At 63.2% G+C, this 22,775-nt stretch carries 19 protein-coding genes; 5 read left to right on the top strand and 14 right to left on the bottom strand.

Features of this window, described 5'->3' with window-relative positions:
* The first annotated feature begins 1 nt into the window (after position 1).
* Positions 2-841 carry a TIGR01459 family HAD-type hydrolase gene (locus V9T28_RS04500; RefSeq protein WP_116401043.1) on the top strand — a complete coding sequence of 280 codons (840 nt, stop codon included), beginning with the start codon at positions 2-4 and terminating at the stop codon, positions 839-841.
* A 17-nt stretch (positions 842-858) separates the two neighbouring features.
* Here V9T28_RS04500 and V9T28_RS04495 read toward each other — a convergent pair whose 3' ends face one another.
* Positions 859-1,254, bottom strand: coding sequence for a (R)-mandelonitrile lyase (locus tag V9T28_RS04495; RefSeq protein ID WP_116401042.1), 396 nt, complete (start codon positions 1,252-1,254; stop codon positions 859-861).
* Between the two features lie 188 nt (positions 1,255-1,442).
* On the opposite strand from V9T28_RS04495, the gene V9T28_RS04490 reads away from it, so the two are divergent.
* The 3 genes from V9T28_RS04490 (at position 1,443) to V9T28_RS04480 (ending at position 4,526) form a co-directional block, all read left to right on the top strand.
* Positions 1,443-2,249 carry a thermonuclease family protein gene (locus V9T28_RS04490; RefSeq protein WP_116401041.1) on the top strand — a complete coding sequence of 269 codons (807 nt, stop codon included), beginning with the start codon at positions 1,443-1,445 and terminating at the stop codon, positions 2,247-2,249.
* A 226-nt stretch (positions 2,250-2,475) separates the two neighbouring features.
* On the top strand, positions 2,476-3,831 hold the full coding sequence (locus V9T28_RS04485; protein WP_245424107.1) for a M48 family metalloprotease: 1,356 nt from the start codon (positions 2,476-2,478) through the stop codon (positions 3,829-3,831).
* Between the two features lie 8 nt (positions 3,832-3,839).
* A complete protein-coding gene (locus tag V9T28_RS04480) occupies positions 3,840-4,526 on the top strand; it encodes a fumarylacetoacetate hydrolase family protein (protein WP_116401040.1) in 687 nt (228 codons plus the stop codon).
* Between the two features lie 12 nt (positions 4,527-4,538).
* Here V9T28_RS04480 and V9T28_RS04475 read toward each other — a convergent pair whose 3' ends face one another.
* The 6 genes from V9T28_RS04475 to V9T28_RS04450 form a co-directional block, all read right to left on the bottom strand.
* Positions 4,539-4,988, bottom strand: coding sequence for an MAPEG family protein (locus tag V9T28_RS04475; protein WP_116401039.1), 450 nt, complete (start codon positions 4,986-4,988; stop codon positions 4,539-4,541).
* Between the two features lie 36 nt (positions 4,989-5,024).
* The gene (locus V9T28_RS04470) at positions 5,025-5,510 is read right to left on the bottom strand and encodes an SRPBCC domain-containing protein (RefSeq protein WP_116401038.1); all 486 of its coding nucleotides are present in this window, start codon (positions 5,508-5,510) and stop codon (positions 5,025-5,027) included.
* A 1-nt stretch (position 5,511) separates the two neighbouring features.
* Complete coding sequence (locus tag V9T28_RS04465) at positions 5,512-5,859, bottom strand: ArsR/SmtB family transcription factor (RefSeq protein WP_116401037.1); 348 nt, start codon at positions 5,857-5,859, stop codon at positions 5,512-5,514.
* 244 nt (positions 5,860-6,103) lie between these two features.
* A complete protein-coding gene (gene mog, locus V9T28_RS04460) occupies positions 6,104-6,643 on the bottom strand; it encodes a molybdopterin adenylyltransferase (RefSeq protein WP_116401036.1) in 540 nt (179 codons plus the stop codon).
* Positions 6,644-6,659: 16 nt separating this feature from the next.
* On the bottom strand, positions 6,660-7,610 hold the full coding sequence (locus tag V9T28_RS04455; RefSeq protein ID WP_116401035.1) for a methylated-DNA--[protein]-cysteine S-methyltransferase: 951 nt from the start codon (positions 7,608-7,610) through the stop codon (positions 6,660-6,662).
* Between the two features lie 71 nt (positions 7,611-7,681).
* Positions 7,682-8,182 (bottom strand): DUF2244 domain-containing protein, encoded by a 501-nt coding sequence (locus V9T28_RS04450; RefSeq protein ID WP_116401034.1) that lies wholly within the window; start codon positions 8,180-8,182, stop codon positions 7,682-7,684.
* Between the two features lie 168 nt (positions 8,183-8,350).
* On the opposite strand from V9T28_RS04450, the gene nth reads away from it, so the two are divergent.
* On the top strand, positions 8,351-9,064 hold the full coding sequence (nth, locus tag V9T28_RS04445) for an endonuclease III (protein ID WP_116401033.1): 714 nt from the start codon (positions 8,351-8,353) through the stop codon (positions 9,062-9,064).
* A gap of 52 nt (positions 9,065-9,116) precedes the next feature.
* Here nth and trxA read toward each other — a convergent pair whose 3' ends face one another.
* From trxA to ahcY, 7 genes are all read right to left on the bottom strand, one after another.
* Complete coding sequence (gene trxA, locus V9T28_RS04440; RefSeq protein ID WP_116401095.1) at positions 9,117-9,437, bottom strand: thioredoxin TrxA; 321 nt, start codon at positions 9,435-9,437, stop codon at positions 9,117-9,119.
* A 147-nt stretch (positions 9,438-9,584) separates the two neighbouring features.
* Positions 9,585-13,115 (bottom strand): double-strand break repair helicase AddA, encoded by a 3,531-nt coding sequence (gene addA, locus V9T28_RS04435; protein ID WP_116401032.1) that lies wholly within the window; start codon positions 13,113-13,115, stop codon positions 9,585-9,587.
* A complete protein-coding gene (gene addB / locus V9T28_RS04430; RefSeq protein WP_116401031.1) occupies positions 13,115-16,276 on the bottom strand; it encodes a double-strand break repair protein AddB in 3,162 nt (1,053 codons plus the stop codon). The genes addA and addB overlap by 1 nt, the downstream gene beginning before the upstream one ends.
* 37 nt (positions 16,277-16,313) lie before the next feature.
* The gene (locus tag V9T28_RS04425) at positions 16,314-17,036 is read right to left on the bottom strand and encodes a nucleotidyltransferase family protein (protein WP_116401094.1); all 723 of its coding nucleotides are present in this window, start codon (positions 17,034-17,036) and stop codon (positions 16,314-16,316) included.
* Positions 17,037-17,044: 8 nt separating this feature from the next.
* Entirely contained in the window at positions 17,045-18,595 is a 1,551-nt protein-coding gene (gene tsaE, locus V9T28_RS04420) for a tRNA (adenosine(37)-N6)-threonylcarbamoyltransferase complex ATPase subunit type 1 TsaE (RefSeq protein ID WP_116401030.1), read from the bottom strand.
* Positions 18,552-21,107: a sensor histidine kinase gene (locus V9T28_RS04415; protein ID WP_245424106.1), complete on the bottom strand. Its 2,556-nt coding sequence runs from the start codon at positions 21,105-21,107 to the stop codon at positions 18,552-18,554. Before V9T28_RS04415 ends, tsaE begins: the two co-directional genes overlap by 44 nt.
* 180 nt (positions 21,108-21,287) lie before the next feature.
* Positions 21,288-22,691 carry an adenosylhomocysteinase gene (gene ahcY, locus V9T28_RS04410; RefSeq protein WP_116401029.1) on the bottom strand — a complete coding sequence of 468 codons (1,404 nt, stop codon included), beginning with the start codon at positions 22,689-22,691 and terminating at the stop codon, positions 21,288-21,290.
* Positions 22,692-22,775 lie beyond the last annotated feature (84 nt).

Genomic DNA, 22,775 nt, shown 5'->3' with positions numbered 1-22,775 from the left:
CATGCACGCCCGACCGCTGTTTCAAACCATTGCATCCGCCTTCGATTACTTCCTCTTCGATCAATATGGCGTCCTGCACAATGGCCGCACACCTTATCCGGGCGCGGCCCAGGCACTGGCACGGCTGAAGCAGCGTGGCGCGCGCATCGTTATCCTGTCGAATTCGGGGCGCTCCGGCGCCTACAACGCCGAGCGCATGGCGACGCTCGGCATCGCCCGCGAGCTTTACGACGATTTCGTCACCTCGGGCGATGTCGCCGCCGCGATGCTGCGCAACAGCGAAGTGCCCGTCCCCCTTACCCGGGCGACGCGCTGCCTCGTCATCGGCTCATCGCCGGACGATGGGTTCGCGCGCGAGCTCGGTATGTCGGACACCGACGATGGCGCCGCGGCGGATCTGGTCATCATCACCGGCAGCCAAAGTCCCCGGATCGCCATGAACGCCTACGCCGACCGCTTGCGCCCCGCCGCCGAACGTCAGGTGGCATGCCTGTGCTCGAACCCCGATCAGCTCATGCTGGTGGGCGATGCCACCTACCCGGGCGCCGGCGAGATCGCCGATCTTTACGAACGGCTCGGCGGCACGGTGGTCCGGATCGGCAAACCGTTTCCGGCGATCTACACAGAGGCGGCGCAGCGCCTGAGCGCGCCGCGGCCCGCCGACATTCTGTGCGTCGGCGATTCCGTCGAGCACGATGTCGCCGGAGCGCACCGCTTCGGCGCCTTCGCCGCGCTCGTCCGCACCGGCATTCTGGCCGACCTCTCGGAGCAGGAACTCGCCAAAGAATGTGCCGCCTGCGGCCATGTGCCGGATTTCATCGTATCGGGACTCGATGCGTGATCCTCACGGCGCTGCCGTCATGCGCGATATTGCTCGTCGCTCACCTGTTCCAGCCAATCGACCGGCGAGCCGTTGAGCTTTTCCTGAACGGCGACATGGCTCATCGCCGTTGTCGGCGTCGCGCCGTGCCAATGTTTTTCGCCGGGGGCAAACCACACCACATCGCCGGGCCGGATCTCTTCGATCGGGCCGCCGTCGCGCTGCGCCCAGCCGCAGCCGGCGGTGACGATCAGTGTCTGACCGAAGGGATGGGTGTGCCAGGCGGTGCGGGCACCCGGCTCGAACGTGACCAAGGCTCCGGCGACGCGCGACGGCTCGGGCGGGCTGAACAGCGGATCGATCCGCACCGTGCCGGTGAAATAATCCGCCGACCCTTTAGTGGAGGGCTGCGCGCCGCTGCGTTTGATTTCCATGAATGTCTCCAGGCGTTGAGCGGTCAAAGGGTGAATGTTCAAGGTCGCTATAGTGCCAACGGTCACGGAGAGTGACCGTTGGTTCCTTTCTTCATTTTTCGCCTTTTCAAGGCGAGTACGAAAAATGAAGAGCGGTCCAAAGGTCGCTCTTTGCGACCTTTGGTATAATATGGCATGACCGATGTTGCATGAAACGCCCCCTCTGTCGCACCGTTCTGATCATTCTCGCCTGTCTATGGACCGCGGGCGTGGCCGGCGCCCGGGCCGCATGCCTGCCCGGCGCCGCCGAAACGGTGACGATTGCCGCAGTGAACGACCGGATGGAACTGGTGACCGACAAGGGGACCTTGCTGCGGCTTGATGGCGTCGAGAACCTGGCGCTCGACCCGGACGCGGACGATGCTCTTTACGACGTCACCGAAAGCTTGCGCGAATGGCTCGTGGGCACGACCGTGCTGATGCGGCGTGTCACCCCCTCGCCGGATCGCTGGCAGCGGCTCGATGCCGAGATTTTTGCCCCTTCGGCAGACAATGGCGACGTTCAATCCGTCGCCCTTCGCCTCGTTGCGGCGGGCAAGCTGCGCGTCGCGCCAGAGGCCGGTGAGACGGCCTGCCTCGCCGATTTGCTGGCGGCCGAGGCGATGGCGCGGGCGGAAAAGCGCGGCATCTGGACGGATGCGATCTTTGGCCCGCTCTCAGCGGATAACAGGGATGCGCTAAGCGCAAAGCTGGGGAAATTTGTGATCGTTGAAGGCGATGTGGTTGGAACAGGGGAGAGCCGGACGCGCCTCTATCTGAATTTCGGCGCCAGCCGCTGGCGCGATCTCGCCGTGACAATCCTGCGCCGGGATGAAAAAGCCTTTGAGAAAGCTGGAATCTCCCTGAAATCCCTCGCCGGAGCGCGGCTCCGCATACGCGGCATATTAGGTCAATTTTATGGCCCCGAAATCGAGATCACCACTCCCGCCGCGGTCGAAATCGTGGCAAAACCCTGACCGCCCAGTTTGAATCTGTGCTAAAATCGGGCAAAGTGGGGTTATGGTCGGCTGCTGGCATCGTTGTGGGGCCGCATAGGTTACGGGTTTGTGAGTGAGTAAAATTGGCCTCATAGGACAAGCGCTCTGGCAACGAGGAACGCGCGGTCTCGTTCTGGCTGTTTTTCTTTCCTTATCGGCTTGCGCCAGTTTGGAGAGTGATAATGGCCAAAATGGGCCGGCCGTCGTGCCGCCCCAGGCGCCGCGTGCCACGGGCGTGGAAAGCGAAGACGCCCGCGAGCATAAACGGCTTGTTGCGCTGTTCGGCGGCGAATATCGCGATCCGACGCTTGAGCATTATCTCAACGACATGCTGGGCAAGCTCTCCGCCGCTGCCAGCGACCAAGGCTTGATCTACCACGTGACCGTGCTGAACACGCCGGCGGTCAATGCCTTCGCCCTGCCCTCCGGCAACCTTTACATCACCCGCGGCCTGTTGGCCTTGGCCAACGACGGGTCGGAAGTTGCCGCTGTCATGGCGCATGAAATCGGTCACGTCACCGCCAAACATGCCTCGCAGCGGGCCGAACTCGAAAAGCGCTCCGCCGTCATCACCAAGGCGGCTGCGGTCGTCCAGAACAAGGCCAAGAGCGAGGAAGTGCAGGTGAGCCAGGCGCTGACCCTGGCGAGCTTCTCGCGCTTGCAGGAACTCGAGGCCGACAAAATTGGCGTCAACGTCATCGGCCATGCCGGCTATGATCCGTACGGCGCCTCGCGGTTCCTGCAATCGCTCGACCGCTCGGCGGCGCTGCGCTCCGACATGCTCGGCCAAAAGAGCGGCGCGGACAACAAGATGGATATCATGGCGACCCATCCGTCGACGCCTGAGCGGATCAACCGTGCCATCGACGAGGCCCGCATGATCGGCGCACCCGGCACCGGGAGCCCGGACCGCGACGGTTTTCTGAATGCCATCAACGGCATGATTTACGGCGACGACCCGGCGGAAGGCTATATTCGCGGCACGCATTTCATCCACCCGAAGCTCGGCTTTGCCTTCGTCGCGCCGGACGGGTTCAATTTGGAGAACACGGCCCGGGCGGTCCTCGGCACCAATGAAGATTCCACCGAGGCGCTCCGGCTCGATTCGGTGCGCATTCCAACGACGACCTCGCTCGAATCCTACATGACGGCGGGATGGGTCGACGGGCTCGACAAGAATTCGATCGAAACCGTCACCGTCAATGGCCTGCCGGCAGCGACCGCATTCGCCACGAGCGGCGACTGGGCGTTCCGTATCGCGGCGATCCGCCTCGGCAATGACGTCTACCGGCTGATCTTTGCGACCCGTGCCATGACGCCGGAACGGGCCGAACGTTTCCGCGCCTCGATCGACAGTTTCCGCCGCGTCAATGGCGAGGAAGCGGAAAAGGTGAAGCCGCTGCGCATCACCATCGTCACGGCGACGGCAAGCGACACGGTGGAAACGCTCGGATCGCACATGACGATCGACCGTCCGGTCGAGAATTTCGCGATCATCAACGAGATCGAGCCAGGCGGCGAGCTGAAGGCCGGCAGCAAATACAAGCTCATCACCGAATAGAGAGACCGATGACCGATTATGTCATTCCCGCTCCGCCGATTGTCGGCGTGCCGGTGCAAGGCGGCGGCCTGTTTCCCGTCCGGCGTATCTTTTGTGTCGGGCGCAATTACGCCGCGCATGTGCGCGAGATGGGCGGCGATCCCAATCGCGAAACGCCGTTCTTCTTTACCAAACCGGCAGACGCGCTGGTGGCGGGCGGTGCGGATATGCCCTACCCGACGATGACGCAAGACCTGCATCACGAGATGGAAATGGTCGTGGCGATCGGCCAAGGCGGCCGCGGTATTGCCGAAAGCGTCGCACTGCAGCATGTCTTTGGTTACGCGGCAGGGCTCGACATGACGCGGCGCGATCTGCAGGCCGAGGCGAAGAAGCACGGCCGGCCATGGGACATGGCCAAGGGTTTCGATCATTCGGCGCCGATCGGCGACATCGTTCCGGCCGCGATTGCCGGCCACCCGGATCAGGGTCTCATCGAATTGCGTGTGAACGGCAACGTGCGGCAATCGTCCGATCTCGCCAAGATGATCTGGAGCGTGCCGGAAACGATCGCCTATCTCTCACGCCTCGTCGTGCTGGCGCCCGGCGATCTGATCTTTTCCGGCACGCCGGACGGCGTTGCGGCCGTGGCGAAAGGCGACGTTCTGGCAGGCCAAATCGCCGGCATTGGTACCGTGCGCACCCGGATCGTCTAGTGGGGATTGCCGTCAAGCCCTCATGAAGACGTAGAGGATGGCCAGCATCAGGGTCATGGTCGCCATCAGCGATGTTGCAAAAGCGATCGTTCTCCAGGGTTGGATGCCCCGCAAATAGACGATCGAGTGGGCAAGCCTCGCCATGACGAAGAGCGCAAAGATGGGGGCGGCAATCCACACACTGCCTCCCGCCAGCACATAGACAAGGCCTAACAACAGAAATGGGTAGGTCGTCGCTTCCGCGTTTCGATGCACCCGGAGATATCGGGCCACGCTCGGTGGATCCAATTCCGACACACAGACGCCATAGCGCGCACCGTCCTCCGGGTTGATTGCCACGCCGCCCCGCGCACGCACCGCTCCGCTTGCAACCCAGAGCCCCAGGAGATTGAGGCACAAAACGATGCTGGTTACGACATAGGCTAGGAATGTTGGATTGGAGGTCACAAGAGCGTGCTGCATCGTGCGTTCAAGTCCATGCTCTGCCGAGATCGCGCATTAGGCGTTTGCCGCTGATCGCGACGCGACGCCCACATAAGTGACAAGGTTGTCGAGGGTTTGAGACGTGCCTCGGTCAACGCCCATTTCGAGAAATTGATCGAGGTGCTGCGCTGACCGGCATTCAATCTGCACTGATAGGCGCGTTTTGCCTGCAGATTCGTGCAGCAACACGCGACCTGTGGCGGCGAGGGCTTCGAACACGAGGCGATCGGGTGGGGCGATTTCAAGGTATGTCCCGGCGAATGGCATTTCTGGACGTGCCTTCATGACGAATTTGAAGGCTCCACCTGGGCGCAAGTCGATTTCGCAGGCCATCAAGCGCTCCCCTGAAGGGTCCCACCAACAGGCAACATGCTCGGGCCGAGTCCAGGCTTCGAACACCTGCATGCGCGGGGCGCTAAACTCGCGTTCCAACCTTATCGAGTGCGCGGCGCGGTCAATGATGAGCTTGGAATTGGTCCTGGACGCGTTCGTGGTCAACATTTCACTTCTCCACGGATTTCATTGTGGCGAGATGCGCATCGAGATTGTCGAGCCTGCATTCCCATTGCGTGCGGAACGGCTCGACCCAATCCGCAACATCCTTGAGAACCGAGGGCACCAGCTTGCGCGGGCGCCGCTGCGCATCACGCCCCCGCTCGATCAAGCCGGCCTCCTCGAGCACCTTCAAATGTTTCGAGATCGTCGGCTGGCTCAGCGCGAACGGCGTCATAAGTTCGGACACGGTCGCTTCGCTCACGCTTAGGCGCATCAGGATGGCGCGCCGGGTCGGGTCGGCGAGAGCGGAGAACGCTTTGTTCAAACGATCAGGTTGGGATAAGTGAATTTCCATCTAGCTATATAGCCATATGGCAATATACAAGTCAAGACCTAAGCGCTTATTGCGGCGAGAACCGGGCTTGTGGATACCTTTTGGGCGATCATGCCAGTCGCTGGGCACCTGCAACACGCACATCACAGAGCGGCAAGATCTCGAGTAATTTTCCGATTGGATGGAAACTCACTCTAGCTTTTACTTCGCCGCGTAGACTGCCGATTCTGAATCGAAAAGGGATCAACTTTTCTAGAAATGTGTTTTAGCTGCCCTTGGGTCGGAATGCCGCACATTTCGCCGGATCGGTTTCAAGGCGCGGGCCGCCGATGAGATCGATGCAATAGGGCACGGCCGGGAACACCGCATCGAGACATGTGCCGATGGCCGACGGCTTGCCCGGCAGGTTGATCAAGAGAGACGACCCGCGCGTGCCCGCAATCTGCCGGGACAGAATGGCGGTCGGCACTTCGAGCAGGCTCTTTTGCCGCATCAATTCGCCAAAACCCGGCAGCAAACGTTCGCAGACGGCTTCCGTCACCTCGGGCGTCACGTCGCGCGGCGCGGGACCCGTGCCGCCGGTGGTGAGGATGAGGCCGCATTTGTGCTCGTCGGCCAGTTCGATCAGCGTCGCCGCGATCACATCCTTCTCGTCTGGGATGATGCGCTTCAGCGGCGTCCAGGCCGACGTCAGGACATTCGCGAGCCAGGCCTCGATCGCCGGACCGCCGCGATCCTCGTAAATGCCGGCGCTGGCGCGGTCGGACACGACAACAATACCGATGGGACAGGACAAATCCGTCATTCCTTAAGCTCAAGTATCAGCTCGCCGCGCAGCCGGCTTCCCACCCCAAGATCGCCTGTTTGCGCGTCACGCCCCAATGGTAGCCGGTGAGCGCGCCGGAGCGGCCGAGCACACGATGGCACGGCACGACGAACGAAATCGGATTGCGCCCGACCGCAGTGCCGACGGCGCGCGCGGCCTTGGGCTTGCCGAGATGCGCGGCGATATCGCCATAGGTCGTGGCACGGCCGACCGGAATACGCAACAGCGTCTCCCATACCCGCACTTCGAAATCCGTGCCGATGAGGACAACGCGCAGTGGCATGTCCGGCTTCCACAGCGCGGGATCGAAGGCGCGCGCTGCGAGAGGCGCGGTTGCCGCAAGGTCTTCGACGAAGGCGGCGCGTGGCCAGCGCCGCTGCATATCGCTAAGCGCGCCGGAACGTCCGCCCGCGGGCTTGCCGTCTCCCCGCGCCCGGCCGGGACCGGCCTTTTCATCCACCCAGCCAAGCCCGGCGAGGCCGCGACCGGTCGCGACGATCAGGGCCTCGCCGAAGGGCGACGGATGAAAGCCGTAGCGCAAGATCAGCCCCTCGCCGCCGGTTTTGTAATCGCCCGGCGACATCGCCTCATGGGTCACGAAGAGATCGTGCAGCCGGCCCGGCCCCGACAGTCCGACCTCATAGGCCGTATCGAGCACCGATGCCGACTCGCGCAAAAGGCCGCGCGCATGATCGAGCGTGATCGCCTGGAGAAAAGCCTTCGGCGACAGGCCGGCCCAGCGGCGGAACAGGTGGTGCAGATGCGAGGTCGACAGCCCGACATGCGCCGCGATCTCCTCAAGCGCGGGCTGGCTGCGCCAGCGGCCGTGGATATATTCGAGCGCCTGTTTCACACGGGCGTAATCGCCGGCCTGTCCATCGTCGATCCCAAGCGCGACGACAGACGGTTCGGAATGGACAAGGTCAAGCATCGTCTCACGTTTCATCGTGTGTCATCGCCGCTGCTTGCGCCCTTTGAACCCGTTCCGCCACCCGAAAACGATGCGGACGTCTCCATTCATGAAAAATGCGCGCCGCGCCGCGCGTCCGACAGCGCACGATTGAGATCGCGAGCGAAATCGGCCTTGGCATCCGGCCCCAAAAAGCCCGCCACTTCGACCGATGTGCCGCGCGAGATCAATTCGAGCCTTTGCACGCCGAACTCCTCGTGCTCTTCGCGCCGCAACCGCACCCAGACAGGATTGAAACGCCATTCCTGCCGCGCGCCCTTGGCGCTCACCTTCGCGAGCTGCAATTCGAGCGGATTGAGCGTGATCAACTCGTAGGCCCGCGCCGCCTTGAAATTCAGCTTGAAGGCAAAATAAAGGAGGAGCACATCAAGGCCGAGAAAACCGACGACCGGCCAGGCGCCCAAGAGAAAAAACGGCAGACTGACGAAGGCACTCGCGAAACCGACGCAGCAGAGCAGGATTTTCACGCCCTTCCAGCTCATGGAGCGATGCGGATGAATCGTGCGCGAAAATATTTCCTTTTGCAGCGGATCGGAAAGAAGCTCCATGGGGTCAACTCCGCGCCGTTGTGCCGCCCAACGTGGCAATCTTATACCAACGGTCACGAAAAGTGACCGTTGGTTCCTTTCTTCATTTTTCGCCTTTTCAAGGCGATTGCGAAAAATGAAGAGCGGTTCAAAGGTCGCTTCTCGCGACCTTTGATCTTATAAGACATTATGACGACGCAAAAGCCAAAAGCGATCAAGAAGCCCGCTGCCGCCAAGACGGCGGGCAAAAAGCCCAAACGCGCCCTGCCCGACCCGGCGAAAGTGCGTGAAATCTTCACGCGGTTCGAGCGGGCCGACCCGGAACCCAAGGGCGAACTCGATTACGTCAATCCCTACACGCTGGTGGTCGCCGTGGCGCTGTCGGCGCAGGCGACCGACGTTGGCGTCAACAAGGCGACGAAGGCCCTGTTTGAGGTGGCCGACACGCCTCAGAAAATGCTTGACCTCGGCGAGGAGCGGCTACGCGAGCACATCAAGACCATCGGCCTCTTCCGCACCAAAGCCAAGAACGTCATCGCTTTGTCGCGCAAAATCCTCGACGATTTCGGCGGCAAGGTGCCGCGCGACCGCGCCGCGCTGGAAACGCTCCCAGGCGTCGGCCGCAAGACCGCCAATGTGGTCTTGAACATTGCCTTCGGCGAGCCGACGATCGCGGTGGATACCCATCTTTTCCGCGTATCCAACCGCATTCCGCTCGCGCCCGGCAAGACGCCGCTCGAAGTCGAACTGGGGTTGGAAAAGATCATCCCGAAGGAGTTCCTGCGCCACGCCCACCACTGGCTCATTCTGCACGGCCGTTATGTCTGCAAGGCGCGCAAGCCGGAGTGCGAGAAGTGCATCATCGCCGACCTCTGCGCCTCGCCGGAAAAAACGCTTATATGAAAAAGGGCCTCCGCATGGAGGCCCTGATCGACGATCCGCTTGGCTGTGAAAATTAAGCCGCGCCGTTGATCCATTTCACGAGTTCGCCCTTCGGCGCAGCGCCCACCTTTTGCGACGCGACCTGGCCATTCTTGAACAGCATCAGCGTCGGGATCGAGCGAATGCCGAGCTTGGCGGACACGGCCGGATTCTCATCGACATTGAGCTTCACGACCTTCACCTTGCCGGCCATTTCCTTGGCGATTTCGTCCAGCGCCGGCGCGATCATCTTACAAGGGCCGCACCATTCCGCCCAGAAGTCGACAACCACAGGCTCAGACGATTTCAAGACGTCGGCCTCGAAGCTGGCGTCGGTGACCTTTTCCGTGGACATGAAAACCCTCTTTCTTTCGAGCATTGACCCGAAAAGCTGTTCGACTTTTCGGGAATGCGACCAATAAAGCTTAGAGCAATTTTCCGATTCCGGAAGAATGGAAAATTGCTCGGACGGCGACTCGAGAAACCGGCCGCCACAGTTGCCTCATAGGTAGGAAGGAGCCGCATCGCCGTCAAGCGCGCCGATCTCCGCGCCTGGCGCAGAGGTGACGTGCGCCAGCGCCGCATCCAGACTTTGCTCCGGAATCTCAAGATATTGCGGTCCCGTCGTCCAGATCAGGAAGGCCCGGACCGGCAGGTGGGGATAAAGCGCACCCACCACCGCCCGGTAGAGCGCCAGTTGCGACACATAGGCGGCAGGCGTCTCGGCCAGCTCCCGCGGGCGGCCGGTCTTGTAATCGGCGATGAACACGGCCTCGGCCGTCACCGCCAGCCGGTCGATACGACCCGTGACCCTCAGTTTGGCTCCCAGGGCGCCAGCGATTTCGCCCGCGATCCCGACCTCGGCACGCGACTGTGGCCCGAACAGCGCCGCCAGCGCCGGAGCGTCGAGAACATCCAGCGCCTCCCTGAGCAGTGCCGCCCGCGCGCCGGCATCGAGCCGCTGCGCTTCGGCCTGGAGGAAGCGCAAACCGGCCGCTTCACGCCGATTCGTGGCCACGTCGGGCAAATGCTGCAGCAGGGCGTGCATCAGGCTGCCGCGCTGGGCGGCGTCTCGGCCAGGTACCGCCTGTGCGCGCGGCCCGTTGTTTCGGTCGGCTGCGGTGGCGGCGTTGGAGGGGCTGATCGGCGGCGGCGCATCGTGCTCGGGCAGCGCATCGCGCTCGAGCCAATCCGGGAGCCGCGTCTCGACCGCGCCCGCTTGCGCCGCGGCAGTCACGTCGGTTTTCTGATAGGCGATGACCTGGCGGCGGTAGATCTGCTCAGCGCCGTCCCAAGGCGCCGGCAGAATCTGCAGGTCGGGCTCGAGCCCGGCCCAGATCATGTCGAACCAGCACTCGGCATTGCGCCCGCGCGGGCCATGGAAGCCCGCCACATAGAGCCGTTCCTCGGCGCGGGTGAGCGCGACATAGAGCAGCCGACGATGCTCCTCGATTTGCGCCTGCCGCGCCGTCTCGCGCACCGCGCCAACCGCAGCGGTATCGGTCGCGGTGCGCGGCGACCAGGCCGGCAAAGCGCCACCCTTGCCGTCGTCGAGAAAAAAGATCTTCGGATCGTGCCGTCCGCCCGGCACGCTGCACGTGTCCGGCAGAAAGACGATCTTCGCTTCCAACCCTTTGGCGGCATGCACCGTCATCACCCGCACGGCGCCGTGCTGCGCCTCCATGTCGCGCTTGATGGAAAGGTCGATCTGCTGCAGCCCATTCAGGAATGTCACCAGCGCCGGCGCCTGCTTGCGCTCCTCCGCCAATGTCAATTTGAGGAATTCGTCGATGGCGTCGCCCGCCTCCGGCCCGAGCCGGGCCAGCAACTTGCGCCGCCCGCCATCGGCGCCGAGCACGTGGCTGTAAAAGGCGAAGGGCGCCAGCGTCGCAGCTTGCTTTTGCCACGCGTGCAATTGCCGCGCGGCGGCGCCATGGCGTGGGTCGGCGGATTGTTGCAGCGCGTGCAGCAGCGTGCCTGGTCGCGAAGGCGCGAGCGCGATCAGATCGTCATCGTCGAGACCGACGAGCGGCGATTTGAGTACCGTCGCGACGGTCAGATCATCATCCGGCAAGAGCGACGCGCGGCCGAGCGCGATCAAATCCATCACCGCGATGTGATCGGTGAGCTGCAGGCGGTCCGCGCCGGCCACCGGCACGTCGGCGGCCTTCAGCGCGCGAATGACGGCTTCGAAGAAAGCGTTGCGCGACCGCACCAGAATCATCACGTCGCCGGGGTCAATCGCGCGCGGCTGGTTGTTCTTGTCCATCACGTAATCGGGCGAACCCGGCGCGATCATCGCCTTGATCGCGGCGGCAATGCGCCTTGCCACAATGACCGGCGGATCCTGCATGTCGAGCGCATCCACCGGCAAACGCCAATCGCGCGGCGTCTCCCGTGCCTGTGCGCCGACCGGCGGCCAGATTTCGACCAGGCCAGGCGCCTTCGCTTTCAAGGGCTGGTGAACTGTCCTGACATTTTCGTCTCCGGCCGACAGGCCGCGGGAGCGCTCCGGCGCTTCGAAGACCTTGTCGACGGCTTCCAGAATATCGGTCGCCGAGCGGAAGGAGAGCACGAGTTGAACATGCTCGAAAAGCAACCGCCGCTCGCGCGGGTCTGCCGCTTCCCGCACCTTCTTGTCGAGCTCCCGGCGCACGGCGTCGAACATCGCCGGATCGGCACCCTGGAACGAAAAGATCGATTGCTTTGGATCGCCGACCGCAAAAAACGTGCGCGCCTGCCGCTGCGCAGACTCGCCGGAGAAAAACTCCTCCGTGAGCTTTTGCAGAATCTGCCATTGCTCGGGCGACGTGTCCTGCGCTTCATCGACCAGCACGTGATCGATGCCAGCATCGAGCTTGTAGAGAACCCAAGCCGCATCGGCGCGCGCGAGTAGCGACAACGTGCGTTCGATCAGGTCTTGAAAGTCGAACAGGCCCTGGCGCCGCTTCATCCTTTCATATTCGGTCAAAATGCCGCCCAGCACGCCGAGCAATGCGACCGTCCGCGTCACTGTTTGCGCGCGTTTCAGTTTCTCGACAAGCTTAACAAGCCGATCCTGTTCGGCCAGCAAGACTTGCGCAATGAGCGGCCGCGTCTCACCAAGTTTCTTGGCTACCAGGTTTTTGCGTGGGCTGTCCTTCTCCGTCAGGAAGATGCTCTTGTAGATCTCCAGCTTCTTCGCGTCGTCGAGCGCGGCGAAGGCGCGTGCCAAGAGGACAGCACCGGACTCCTTCGCATTGCTGAATGGCTGCATTTCGGCGGCAAGGCTCGGCCATTCGCTTTGCGCGATACCGCCATAGAGCATGTCCTGCGCGATCGCCGCATCCGTCTCGTGCGCCTGCAAATCGAGTTCGCGTTGCAATGCACGCGTCAGCTTGTCTTGCGTGGGATAGGCGCGGATCACCCGCGTGATCGCCCCGCGCTGCGCCATGGCTTCGCCGATCAACGTATCGAGCGACGAGGAAGACACCTCGCGGACCAACAGATTCAAATTCTGCCCGAGCAGTGAGGCTGGATCGCCTAATGCGCGATGCAGAACGGCCTGCCGCGCCGTCGCGAGCAAGACCGCATTTTGCTGATCGTCGAGAACTTCGAAACTCGCCGGTACGTTGGCTTCGAACGGAAACACATGCAGCAGTTTTTCGCAAAAGGCATGGATGGTTTGAATCTTCAACCCGCCGGGCGTTTCCACCGTGCGCGCGAAGAGGCGACGTGCCTTGGCAAGATCATTCGTGTCGGGCGCCGGCGCGCCGGTCTCCAAGATCGCTTGCCGCAGCGCATCATCCTCGAGCATCGTCCAACGCGAGAGCGTGTCGAACACTTTTTGCGCCATATTGGCGGCGGCGGCCTTGGTGAAAGTCAGGCAGAGAATCTTCGCGGGCTGCACGCCGCTGAGCAGCATGCGGATCACGCGTTGCGCCAAAACGTGGGTCTTGCCCGACCCGGCATTGGCCGAGACCCAGGCTGAGAGCGCGGGGTCGGACGCGGTGCGCTGCTTGTGAATCGTATCGGCGGGCGGACGCAGACTCATCAGCTTTCGCCCTCCGCGCCATCCAAAGCGCCGCCGGTTGCCGACCATTCCTTGACCCGCGCGAGATGATCGTAGACGCCGAAGCGCATGACAAATTGCGGGAACGGCCGCGACACGTAAGCCGTGTCTTCCTGCCGGAACTGATCGAGGAGCTGCCGCAGGCCTTGCAGATGGTCCGCGGCGAGATCGGCAATCGATTTTTCCTGCGCTTCTGCGCGCGGCTTCTCCGTGACCGACTTGGGCTTGATCTCATCGATGCCGAGAAACTTCACATACAGCGCATCGGCGACTTTCGGGTTAGGCGGCAGATGCGCAAACGCATTCTGCGCGACCATCGCCGCTTCGAGAGTCAATTGCGGCGCAAAGCCTGCATAGATTTCACGCGACGATGGCACAGCTCCAGTTTTGAAATCGACAATCGTCACCGCCTCATCCGAACCGATTTCGAAACGGTCGGCGCGCGCGGTGAGCTTGAAGAGGCTGCCATCGAGCAAGGTGAGCGGCAAGGCGCCGCTTTCTTCCGCGACAAAGCGCGCGCTGCCGACGCGGCGGCCAGCATCCCATGCGAAGATATCCTGCAGCGCGGTGACAATATCGGGCCAGCGGAAGGCGCGGAAATCCGGGTCCAGCAGCAGCCGCGCGAAATCCTCCCCAACCTTTTTCTTCATGTCGGCCAAAGCCGCGGCCGGCGTTGCACCGGTGGGATATTTACGCACCAGGTCGTTCAGCGCGTCATGCAGAACCGCACCAATCTCGCTCGGGCCCTCGACCTGATTGAGCTCGCCCAGCGGCGTTAGCCGCAAGATTCGCTCGGCGTAGATCGAATAGGGATCGCGGCGCAGGCGCTCAATTTGCGTGACGCTCAAGCGTTGCGGGCGCAAGCTCACGCTTGGTCTTGGCTTCGGCGGCTTCAGCACGATTTGCATCTCGGCACGATCGATCAGCCGCGCGAGGCGAAGATAGTTCTCGCCCGCGCTTTTACAAGCTTCCCAATGGGCGCCCGCGAGCGCGCCGAGGCGCTGCAGGAAGCGCGAGGCAACGGTTGGTGCGCCATCGCGTTTGAGCGCGCGCGTCAAGATCACATGGGGATGACCGCAGGCGACGGTAAAGTCATGCGCGGTCTGGCCGATGCGCCGCTCCGGCGGCGTGAGGCCAAGCGCTGCCCGCATGGGGCGGTTGAGAAAAGCGTCCGTTTCGGCCTGCGGCGGCCAGATCGTTTCGTCGAGGCCGCCGAGCACCGCAAGATCGACCGACAGGAGCCGCGCCTCGAGCAGGCCGAGAATCTTCAGGCGCGGATGCGAGGGCCGATGGATCTGCACCAATTGTTCGGCCAGAACGGACGAAAAAAACGCCAGGTAGTCGGTCGCGCCGAAGCTCATGCCATGTTCGGCGGCCGCCTGCAACGCGTCAAAGACCTTGGCCAGCGTCTCGGCACTCGCATCCTGCAAGCCGCCGTGCTCGTTGTCCTCAGTGAGTGCGATAATCGTCGCGCGATGCGCATCGAGCCATTGCGCGAGCGGCGCGTCGTCCAATCGCATCAACGGCGCGACAATGGCGGTGAATCGGGTGAGGAGATCCAGAAGTTCGGTCCAATCGCTCTCCGTGATCCGCTGTTGCAACGGATGCGCGTGCGGATCGTCTGCGGCTTCACGCGCCGCATCGAGCAAAGCAGCGACATCACCCATGTCCGACCCCGGCAACAGCACGCGCAACACACCGGCTTCCAGAATTTCGCTGAGGCGATCGAGTTCCTCGCGCGGCAGACCGAGCCGCGCAGCAGGATATTTCAACAATGCGAGCAGATTGGCCGAATCTTCCGGCGTCACCACATAGGTCATCACGAGCCGCGCGAATGTGCCGGCGCAACTCCTGTCGAGCGGTTCCCCGCCCGAAGGTTCGACATCGATCTGCCACCGCCGCAATTCCGATTGCACACGGCGCGCGAGATTACGGTCGGGCGTGACCAGCGCGGCGGTGCGGCCCGGCGTCTCCAGCGCTTCGCGCAAGGCAAGGGCAATGGCGAGCACTTCCTCGCGTTCGTCGAGCGCCTCGATGAGCGCAAGATCCTGCAGCGCTTCACGCATATAATGTTCGTCATGGCCCTGCACGAAGCGCAACCAATGCTCCGTGCTCTCGGCCGGCCGCAGCGCCTCGCTGATCAGCCGCGTGCGCCGGGCGAGTGACGAAGGCACCATGCCGACCTCGGCAATCTCCGCGCGCGTCAGTCCCAAAGTCGCGACGAGCCGGGAGAGGACGGCTTGCGGATGGCTGCTCGCCGGCTCGGCGTGCTCGCCGCCGGACAAGATGTGCCACGCCGCATCATCGAGCGTCTTGTCGAGGCCCGGCAAGACCACCGCGCCTTGCGGTGCGCGCGCGATCGCCGCAAGCAGCCGCGCTGTCGCCTGATTGGTGCCGGTCGAACCGGCGGCGATGATCGGCCCGCGCGGCGGTGTGCTTTGCAGCCGCGCGATTTCGCGCTCGATCAGGCGTGCGCGCCGCGTCGCCGCATCGACCCTATGGCGCGACGCCAGAATGTCCGGCCATTGCGTCATCGCGATATTGAGAAAATCGAGCGTGATGCGCCAATAATCGTCGTAGCGTTCGACGCCGAAGGGCTTGATGTCCGACCAAGCCACGCCCTCGATGATCAATTCGTCGATGAGGCCGGCGAGGTCGCGCGATAGAGCCCAGGCATCGGCCGGCGTCGTTGCGACCAGCATGGCCTCGTCGGCATGATGGGTCGAGCGCCCCTGCGCATCGATCGAGACAATGGCATTCTGCACCGCCCTGCCCCATTGCAGAATGAGGCGCGCCAAGATCATGCGCCGCTCGATATCGGGAATCGCTTGGGGCAAATCCTCATCGAGGAGCGGATCGAAACCGGGCTCGCCGGCAAAAAGGCCGCTCGCATCGCCGTCGAGCGCGCCCAGCGGCAGAATGCGCGGCAGAATGCAGGACGGGCCTGGGAAACGCGCCGAAAACACTTGCGCCAGCGCGCGCGCCGCGCGCTGAGTCGGCACGAAAATCGTCACGTCGCTCAAGGCGAGCGGGCCGAGCGCGGCCGAAAAGCCCGGCACCAGCGAACCATCGAGCAAATGGTCCACCAGCACGTCGAGAAATTTCGCGCCTGGCGCTATGGTGACAACGCGCGGTGCCGACATCCCTTACCTAGGGTCGGGCCATGAGCCCCATGACGCGTTATTGCGCAGATTGCAGGATGGCCTCTTCCGCTTCGTGTATCGCCTGCGGCGTGCCGACATGCAACCAGATCCCGTCGAGCCGCAGGCCGAACAGCCGGCCCTGCTCGGCCGCATCGAAGAAATAGGGCGCGAGGCGGAAAACATCCGCCTGTTCACCGGCAAAGAGCTCCGGCTTGATGATGCCGACGCCGGCATACACAAACGGCGCGACCTTGCGCTCTTCACGCTTCGTCAGCCGCCCATCCGGCGCCATAGTGAAATCGCCCGGCCAATCGACGCCGACGCTGGTCGCTGTTTCGGCAACCAGAAGCAGCACATCCATTTTCGCCGGATCCCAGTGCTCCAACATCCGGCCCATATTGCTTTTCGGTCCCTCGATCCACAAGGCGTCGGTGTTGCAGATGAAAAACGGCTCGGACCCAAGCTGCGGCAGCGCCTTCTTGATGCCGCCGCCTTGATCGAGCAATTCGGCGCGCTCATCCGAAATTACGATCTTCGGGTGCTGGCGCCCCGCAAGCTGCGCTTCGATCTGATCGGCAAGATAATGCACGTTGACGACCGCCTTGCTGATGCCGGCATCGGCCAAGCGGTCGAGCATATGGTCGAGCATGGTCTTGCCGGCAACCTGGATGAGCGGTTTCGGCACCCGGTCGGTGACGGGGCGCATACGCTTGCCTAGGCCAGCCGCAAAAACCATTGCACGATCGGGACGATCCGACATACCCATTCCTATTGCACCTCGGCCGCGATCGCGCGCGGCAGATTGTCCTGGCACCAAGCCCTGACCGGCTCCAGCGCCTCATGCGCGAGGCATTTCGCCAGATACCGCTCGAGACGCGGAATATGCGCCAAATATTGCGGTTTGTTGTCGCGCTTATCGAGGCGCGCAAAAATCCCCAGGATTTTCGTCGCCCGCTGCGCGCCCATGATCGCATAGGCGCGGGCAAAGCTCGTCGTGTCGAAATCCTTCTGCGCGGCGCGGCGCGCGCGCACATATTCGCCCAGCAGCCGCATTTCGAGCGCCGCCGGCACATCGACGCGCGCGTCCTGCAGCAAAGAGACCACGTCATAGGCCGGATGGCCGAGCACGCAATCCTGGAAGTCGATCAGGCCGACGCGCTGAAAGCCCTTGCGATCGGCGAGCCACAACAGATTGGGCGAATGATAGTCGCGCAACACCCAGGTCGCCGGCGCCACCAGAATCTCGCTCAATAGGTCGCGCCACAGGGCGACGAAGGTCGCGCGCGCGCTGGAGGTGAGCGAAGCGCCGGCAATGTAGGGCGCGTACCAATCGCAAATCAGTTCGACCTCGATCAGCATCGCATCGATGTCGTAGATCGGAATGCGGTAGCTCTCGCCATCCGGCAGCGTCAGGGTTTCGGGCAGCGATTTGGCATGCAGATCGGCAAGCAGCGCAATCGCCTCGCTATAGCGTTCCGGCACCGGACCGTCCGGCCCCGTGACGAAGGCGTCGCCAAGATCCTCGAGAATCGCGAGGCCGCCTTCCATGTCCTGCGCGTAGATCGCCGGCGCCGAATAGCCCAGCTCCCGCAACCCCAAATCCACGGCAATGAACGGCCGGATGTTTTCCGCAAGCTTGGCGATCGCACTGTAGGGCCGGCCAAACCGGACCGGTGGCCCGTCCGGCCGCGGCGGCGAAATCATCAGCACCGCCTGGTCGCCCTTCGGCTTGCGCAGCCGCTCGTAAGCCCTGGTCGAGGCGTCGCCGAGCATGAAGATGCGCTGCGCCTCGGCCCAGCCGCTCGACCCGAGCAACGCATCGGTGGCCTTGGCCCGCGCGACACTCGCGGCGAATTTGCCGACACCTGTGAGCACCACGTGCCGGTAGCCAGTGCCCTTCGCCGGGTCGAGGAAGAAGGAAATGTTGAGCCGGTCGGCGGTCAAGGCCGAGCCGGCGCGCTCGGGCCATTCCACCATGATCAGTGCGCCATCCGAGGCCTCTTCCCAGCCGAGGTCGCCGAGTTCCTCCGGATCCTTGATGCGATAGAGATCCGCATGCACGACCGGAAATTCGCGGCCGTCATAAACCTGCATCAAGGTGAAGGTGGGGCTTGGCACTTCGAGGCTGCGTTCGCCCGTCAGATGACGGATGAGCGCCCGCGCGAAGGTCGTTTTGCCAGCGCCCAAATCGCCGGACAGCGTGATCAGATCGTCGGCGCCGACAAGCTGCGCAACCTCGAACGCCAAGGCTTCGGTCGCCGGCTCGTTCGGCAGATCAATGCGCCAGATGGATTGCTGCGTCGACGATTGAAACGTCATCGGGTCTATCCTTTTCTTGCAATCGCTGCGTCACCGGCGACGCGGGAAAAATACATGTGACTGTCGTGCCCTCGCCGCGCACGGACTCGATGTGCACGCGGCCACCGTGCAATTCGACGAAGCTGCGCACCATGGCGAGGCCAAGCCCCACGCCGCGATGGCGCGAGCCGTTGGTGTGGGTCTCGAAACGGTTGAACACGCGATCAAGCAATTCGCGCGGAATGCCACGGCCGGAATCGCGCACGGTGAAGACGATCTCCTCGCCCTGCCGCGCCGCGCTGAGGGACACGACCTGATGTGGCTGCGAGAAGCCGACCGCATTGGACAGGAGATTGAATAGGATCTGTCGCAGCCGCTTCACATCGGCGACGAACGGGTCGATGTCGGGGGCGACCGAAATGTCGAGCCGCAGCTTCATTTCGTCGATGCGGTCCTGCACACCGAGCGCCGCTGCGGCAATGGTCTTTTCCACATCGACACTCGAGAGTTCCAGCGCCATGGCACCGCGGTCGATGGTGGCAAGGTCGAGAATGTCGCCGATGATCGCGAGCAAGGCGGCGGAGGATTTACTGATCGCCTCGCAATATTCGCGCTGCTTGGCGTTGAGCGGCCCGACCATCTCGCCGCCCAGGAGCTCGATGAAGCCGGTGATGCTGGTAAGTGGCGAGCGCAGCTCGTAGGACACGTGATGCACGAAATCGTTGCGCAGCTTTTCCGCATCGATCAGCGCCTGATTGCGCTCTTTCAGCGCGCGTTCCACATTCACGCCGGCCGTGACGTCGGTGAAGGTCAACAAGGTCGCGCCATCGGGCAGCGGCGCAGCGGAATAATCGATCACCATGCCGTCACCGCGGGTCAGGCGGTCAGTCAAGGCGGTGCGCGCATCGTGCAGGCCGGAGACGACCGAACGGATCCCGCGCCATGTCTCGGCGGACGGGCTCAAGGGTTCGCACAGGCGCGCGACCTTATCCACATGCGGGCGCCCTTCGAGTTCGGCGAGATCGAGCTTCCACATTTCGGCAAAAGCCGGATTGAACAGATTGAGCCGGCCATCCATGCCGAAGACGGCGACACCTTCCTTCAACGTATCGAGCGTTTCGCTCTGCACCCGGTACAGCGCATTGTATTTCGCTTCGAGATTCTGCCGCTCGGTCACGTCGTCGAAGAGATAGGTGACGCCGCCCTGGCTATTGGGACTCGTCACCGCGCGCAGCGTGCGGCCGTCCGGAATGTGCCAAATGTGCTCGGCGGATTCGAGCGACGTATAAGCGGCCATGAGCCCGGCTTTCCAGGCACGAAAATCCGCCTGTTCCGGCAGCCGCCGCTCGGCACGCAAATGGTCGAGGATCTCGCCGTCGGACGGATGCTGGTCGAGAAAGGCCGCATCAAGCGGCCACAATTGGCGATAAGCGGCATTGTGAAAGACGAGGCGCTTGGCGCCATCGAAAATCGCCACCGCCGTCGTCAATTGATCGAGGGTACGTGCATGCGAATCCATCTGGCGCGCGAAATCGGCGCGCGCCGCCTCGAGATCGGACCGGTCGGCGGCGATACCGACCGAGCCTTGCGGCACCGGCACATCCAGAACATTCAGCATATGGCGCGCGCCCGCCACGATCGCATTCACCTGTCCTTGCCAGATGCGGCGCTCCCGGCGCGCATCGTCGGCGGCGACGCGGGCCGGCCGGTCCAGCAATTCGAGTTGGGCCGCGACCGCGTCGGTGCCCTGCGGCGCTTCGACCGCCCGCGCATAGGCGGCATTGGCCCAGGTGAGGCGCCCGGCCTGGTCGCGGGTCCAGGCGGGATCGGGCATCGCGTCGAGCAGCGCTTTCAATGTATCGAGCCCAGCCGCGATTTGCGCATGTTGTTCGCGTAAGCGCGTGAGGTCGAGCCGGTCGCCCGAGACATCGCGTACGCGCAAGATCGCTCGGCCGCCGACGGCGCGCCCCTCCGCGTCCAGATGCCGTCCGGCGAGGCTCTGGATCGCCATGTGGAAACCTTCGCCGCGGCTGCGCAGGGCTTCGACGCGCCGCTCCATTTGTAGGGCGGTCGCAAGCGGCAGCCAGGAGCCGAAGCCCAGCACCGGACGCCGTTCGGCCTCGCTGGCGATGAGTGAGAGATCGCCTTCGATCTCCGGTTCGCCATGCGGCGAATTCCAAGCGATAAGAATTTGCGGCTCTGTCGCGAGCAGGGCCTGCGCGCTGGCTGCCTTGGCTTGAAGATCGGCATTGGCCGCCCTCAGCCGCGCCACCCGCGCCGTGCGGCGACGGCGGCCGGCAAGATGCGCGAGAGCAGCGACGATCGCGCTCACGACGGCGCCGGCGGCAAAGGCCATCGCGGCCAGGCTGTCGGTGCGCTCGAGCAGATCCAGCGGCAGACGCGGCCAGTCGGCGGCGCGCGCCGGGGTCGCGACCGCGAGGATCGCCAGCACCGAGGCCGAACCGATCCATCGGCGCTCCCGCCGCCTGAAAATCTCTGCCGGGTGGCTCAAAGGCCGCCGCAACCCCATCATTCTCAACCCGTCCAACCACGATACGCGAATCAGCGAATCCTAGCCTTAGCGCGACTCTGCTAGGAAGTGGTTAACCATAGACCGGATAGGGCGCCAATTGAACGGACCCGCAAAAAAGGATCGCGGCCATTTCGGCCGCGATCCGAGGGCGGCGTAGGTCGCCGCGACGCAGTTTTTCGCTCAGTAGCGGTAATGATCGGCCTTGAACGGGCCGTTCTGCGGCACGCCGATGTAGGCGGCCTGATCGTCGCGCAGCTTGGTCAGCTTCACGCCGATCTTTTCGAGATGCAGCATGGCGACCTTTTCGTCGAGGTGCTTGGGCAGCGTATAGACCTTTTTCTCGTATTTGCCCTGGTGGCCGTAGAGTTCGATCTGCGCCAGCGTCTGGTTGGTGAAGCTCGCCGACATCACGAAGCTCGGGTGGCCCATAGCGTTGCCGAGATTGACGAGGCGGCCTTCCGACAGCAGGATGATGCGGTTGCCATTCGGCATTTCCACTTCGTCCACCTGCGGCTTCACATTGTGCCACTTCATGTTGCGCAGGCCGGCGACGTCGATCTCATTGTCGAAATGGCCGATGTTGCACACGATGGCACGATCCTTCATGCCGCGCATGTGGTCGGCGGTGATCACGTCCTTGTTCCCGGTGGCGGTGACGAAAATGTCGGCGCGCTTGACCGCGTCCTCCATGGTGGTGACCTCATAGCCTTCCATGGCAGCCTGGAGCGCGCAGATCGGGTCGACTTCCGACACCATGACGCGGCAGCCGGCCTGGCGCAGCGAGGCGGCCGAGCCTTTACCGACGTCGCCGAAGCCGGCGACCATCGCGACCTTGCCGGCCATCATCACGTCGGTGCCGCGGCGGATGCCGTCCACCAGCGATTCGCGGCAGCCGTAGAGATTGTCGAATTTCGACTTGGTCACGGAATCGTTCACATTGATCGCCGGGAAGAGCAGCTTGCCCTCCTTCTGCATCACGTAGAGGCGGTGCACGCCGGTCGTGGTTTCTTCCGACACGCCCTTGATCGCGGCCGCGAGCTTGGCGAACCAGCCGGGCTTGTCCTTGAGCAGGCGCTTGATCAGGGCGAACAGAATTTCCTCTTCTTCCGAGCCGGCCTTGTCGAGGAACGCCGTGTCGCCCTGTTCCGCGCGCAGACCCAGATGCACAAGCAAGGTCGCGTCGCCGCCGTCATCCAGGATCATGTTCGGCTCGCCGCCATCGCCCCATTGCAGCGCGCGCGCCGTGTAATCCCAGTAGTCCTGCAGGCTCTCGCCCTTGCGCGCAAAGACCGGAATGCCCGCCGCGGCAATTGCCGCCGCGGCGTGATCCTGGGTCGAATAGATGTTGCACGAGACCCAGCGGATGTCGGCGCCGAGCGCCTTCAACGTCTCGATCAGCACCGCCGTCTGAATGGTCATATGCAGCGAGCCCATGATGCGCGCGCCCTTGAGCGGTTGCGCAGCACCGTACTCACGGCGGGTCGCCATCAGGCCAGGCATTTCGGTCTCGGCAATGGCGATCTCCTTGCGGCCCCAGGCGGCGAGGCCGATATCGGCGACAATATAATCGTTAAACGCGCTCATGTTCTGCTCCAGAGAAGACTGGAGCGCCGTATAGCAGGAAGTATGACGTGAGACAACAGCGATATAAGGAAATGTTTATATCGG

Source organism: Methylovirgula sp. 4M-Z18 (assembly GCF_037890675.1).
GTDB lineage: Bacteria > Pseudomonadota > Alphaproteobacteria > Rhizobiales > Beijerinckiaceae > 4M-Z18.
Note: the sequence above shows the minus strand (reverse complement) of the source record. Positions and strands in the feature narration are given on the sequence as shown.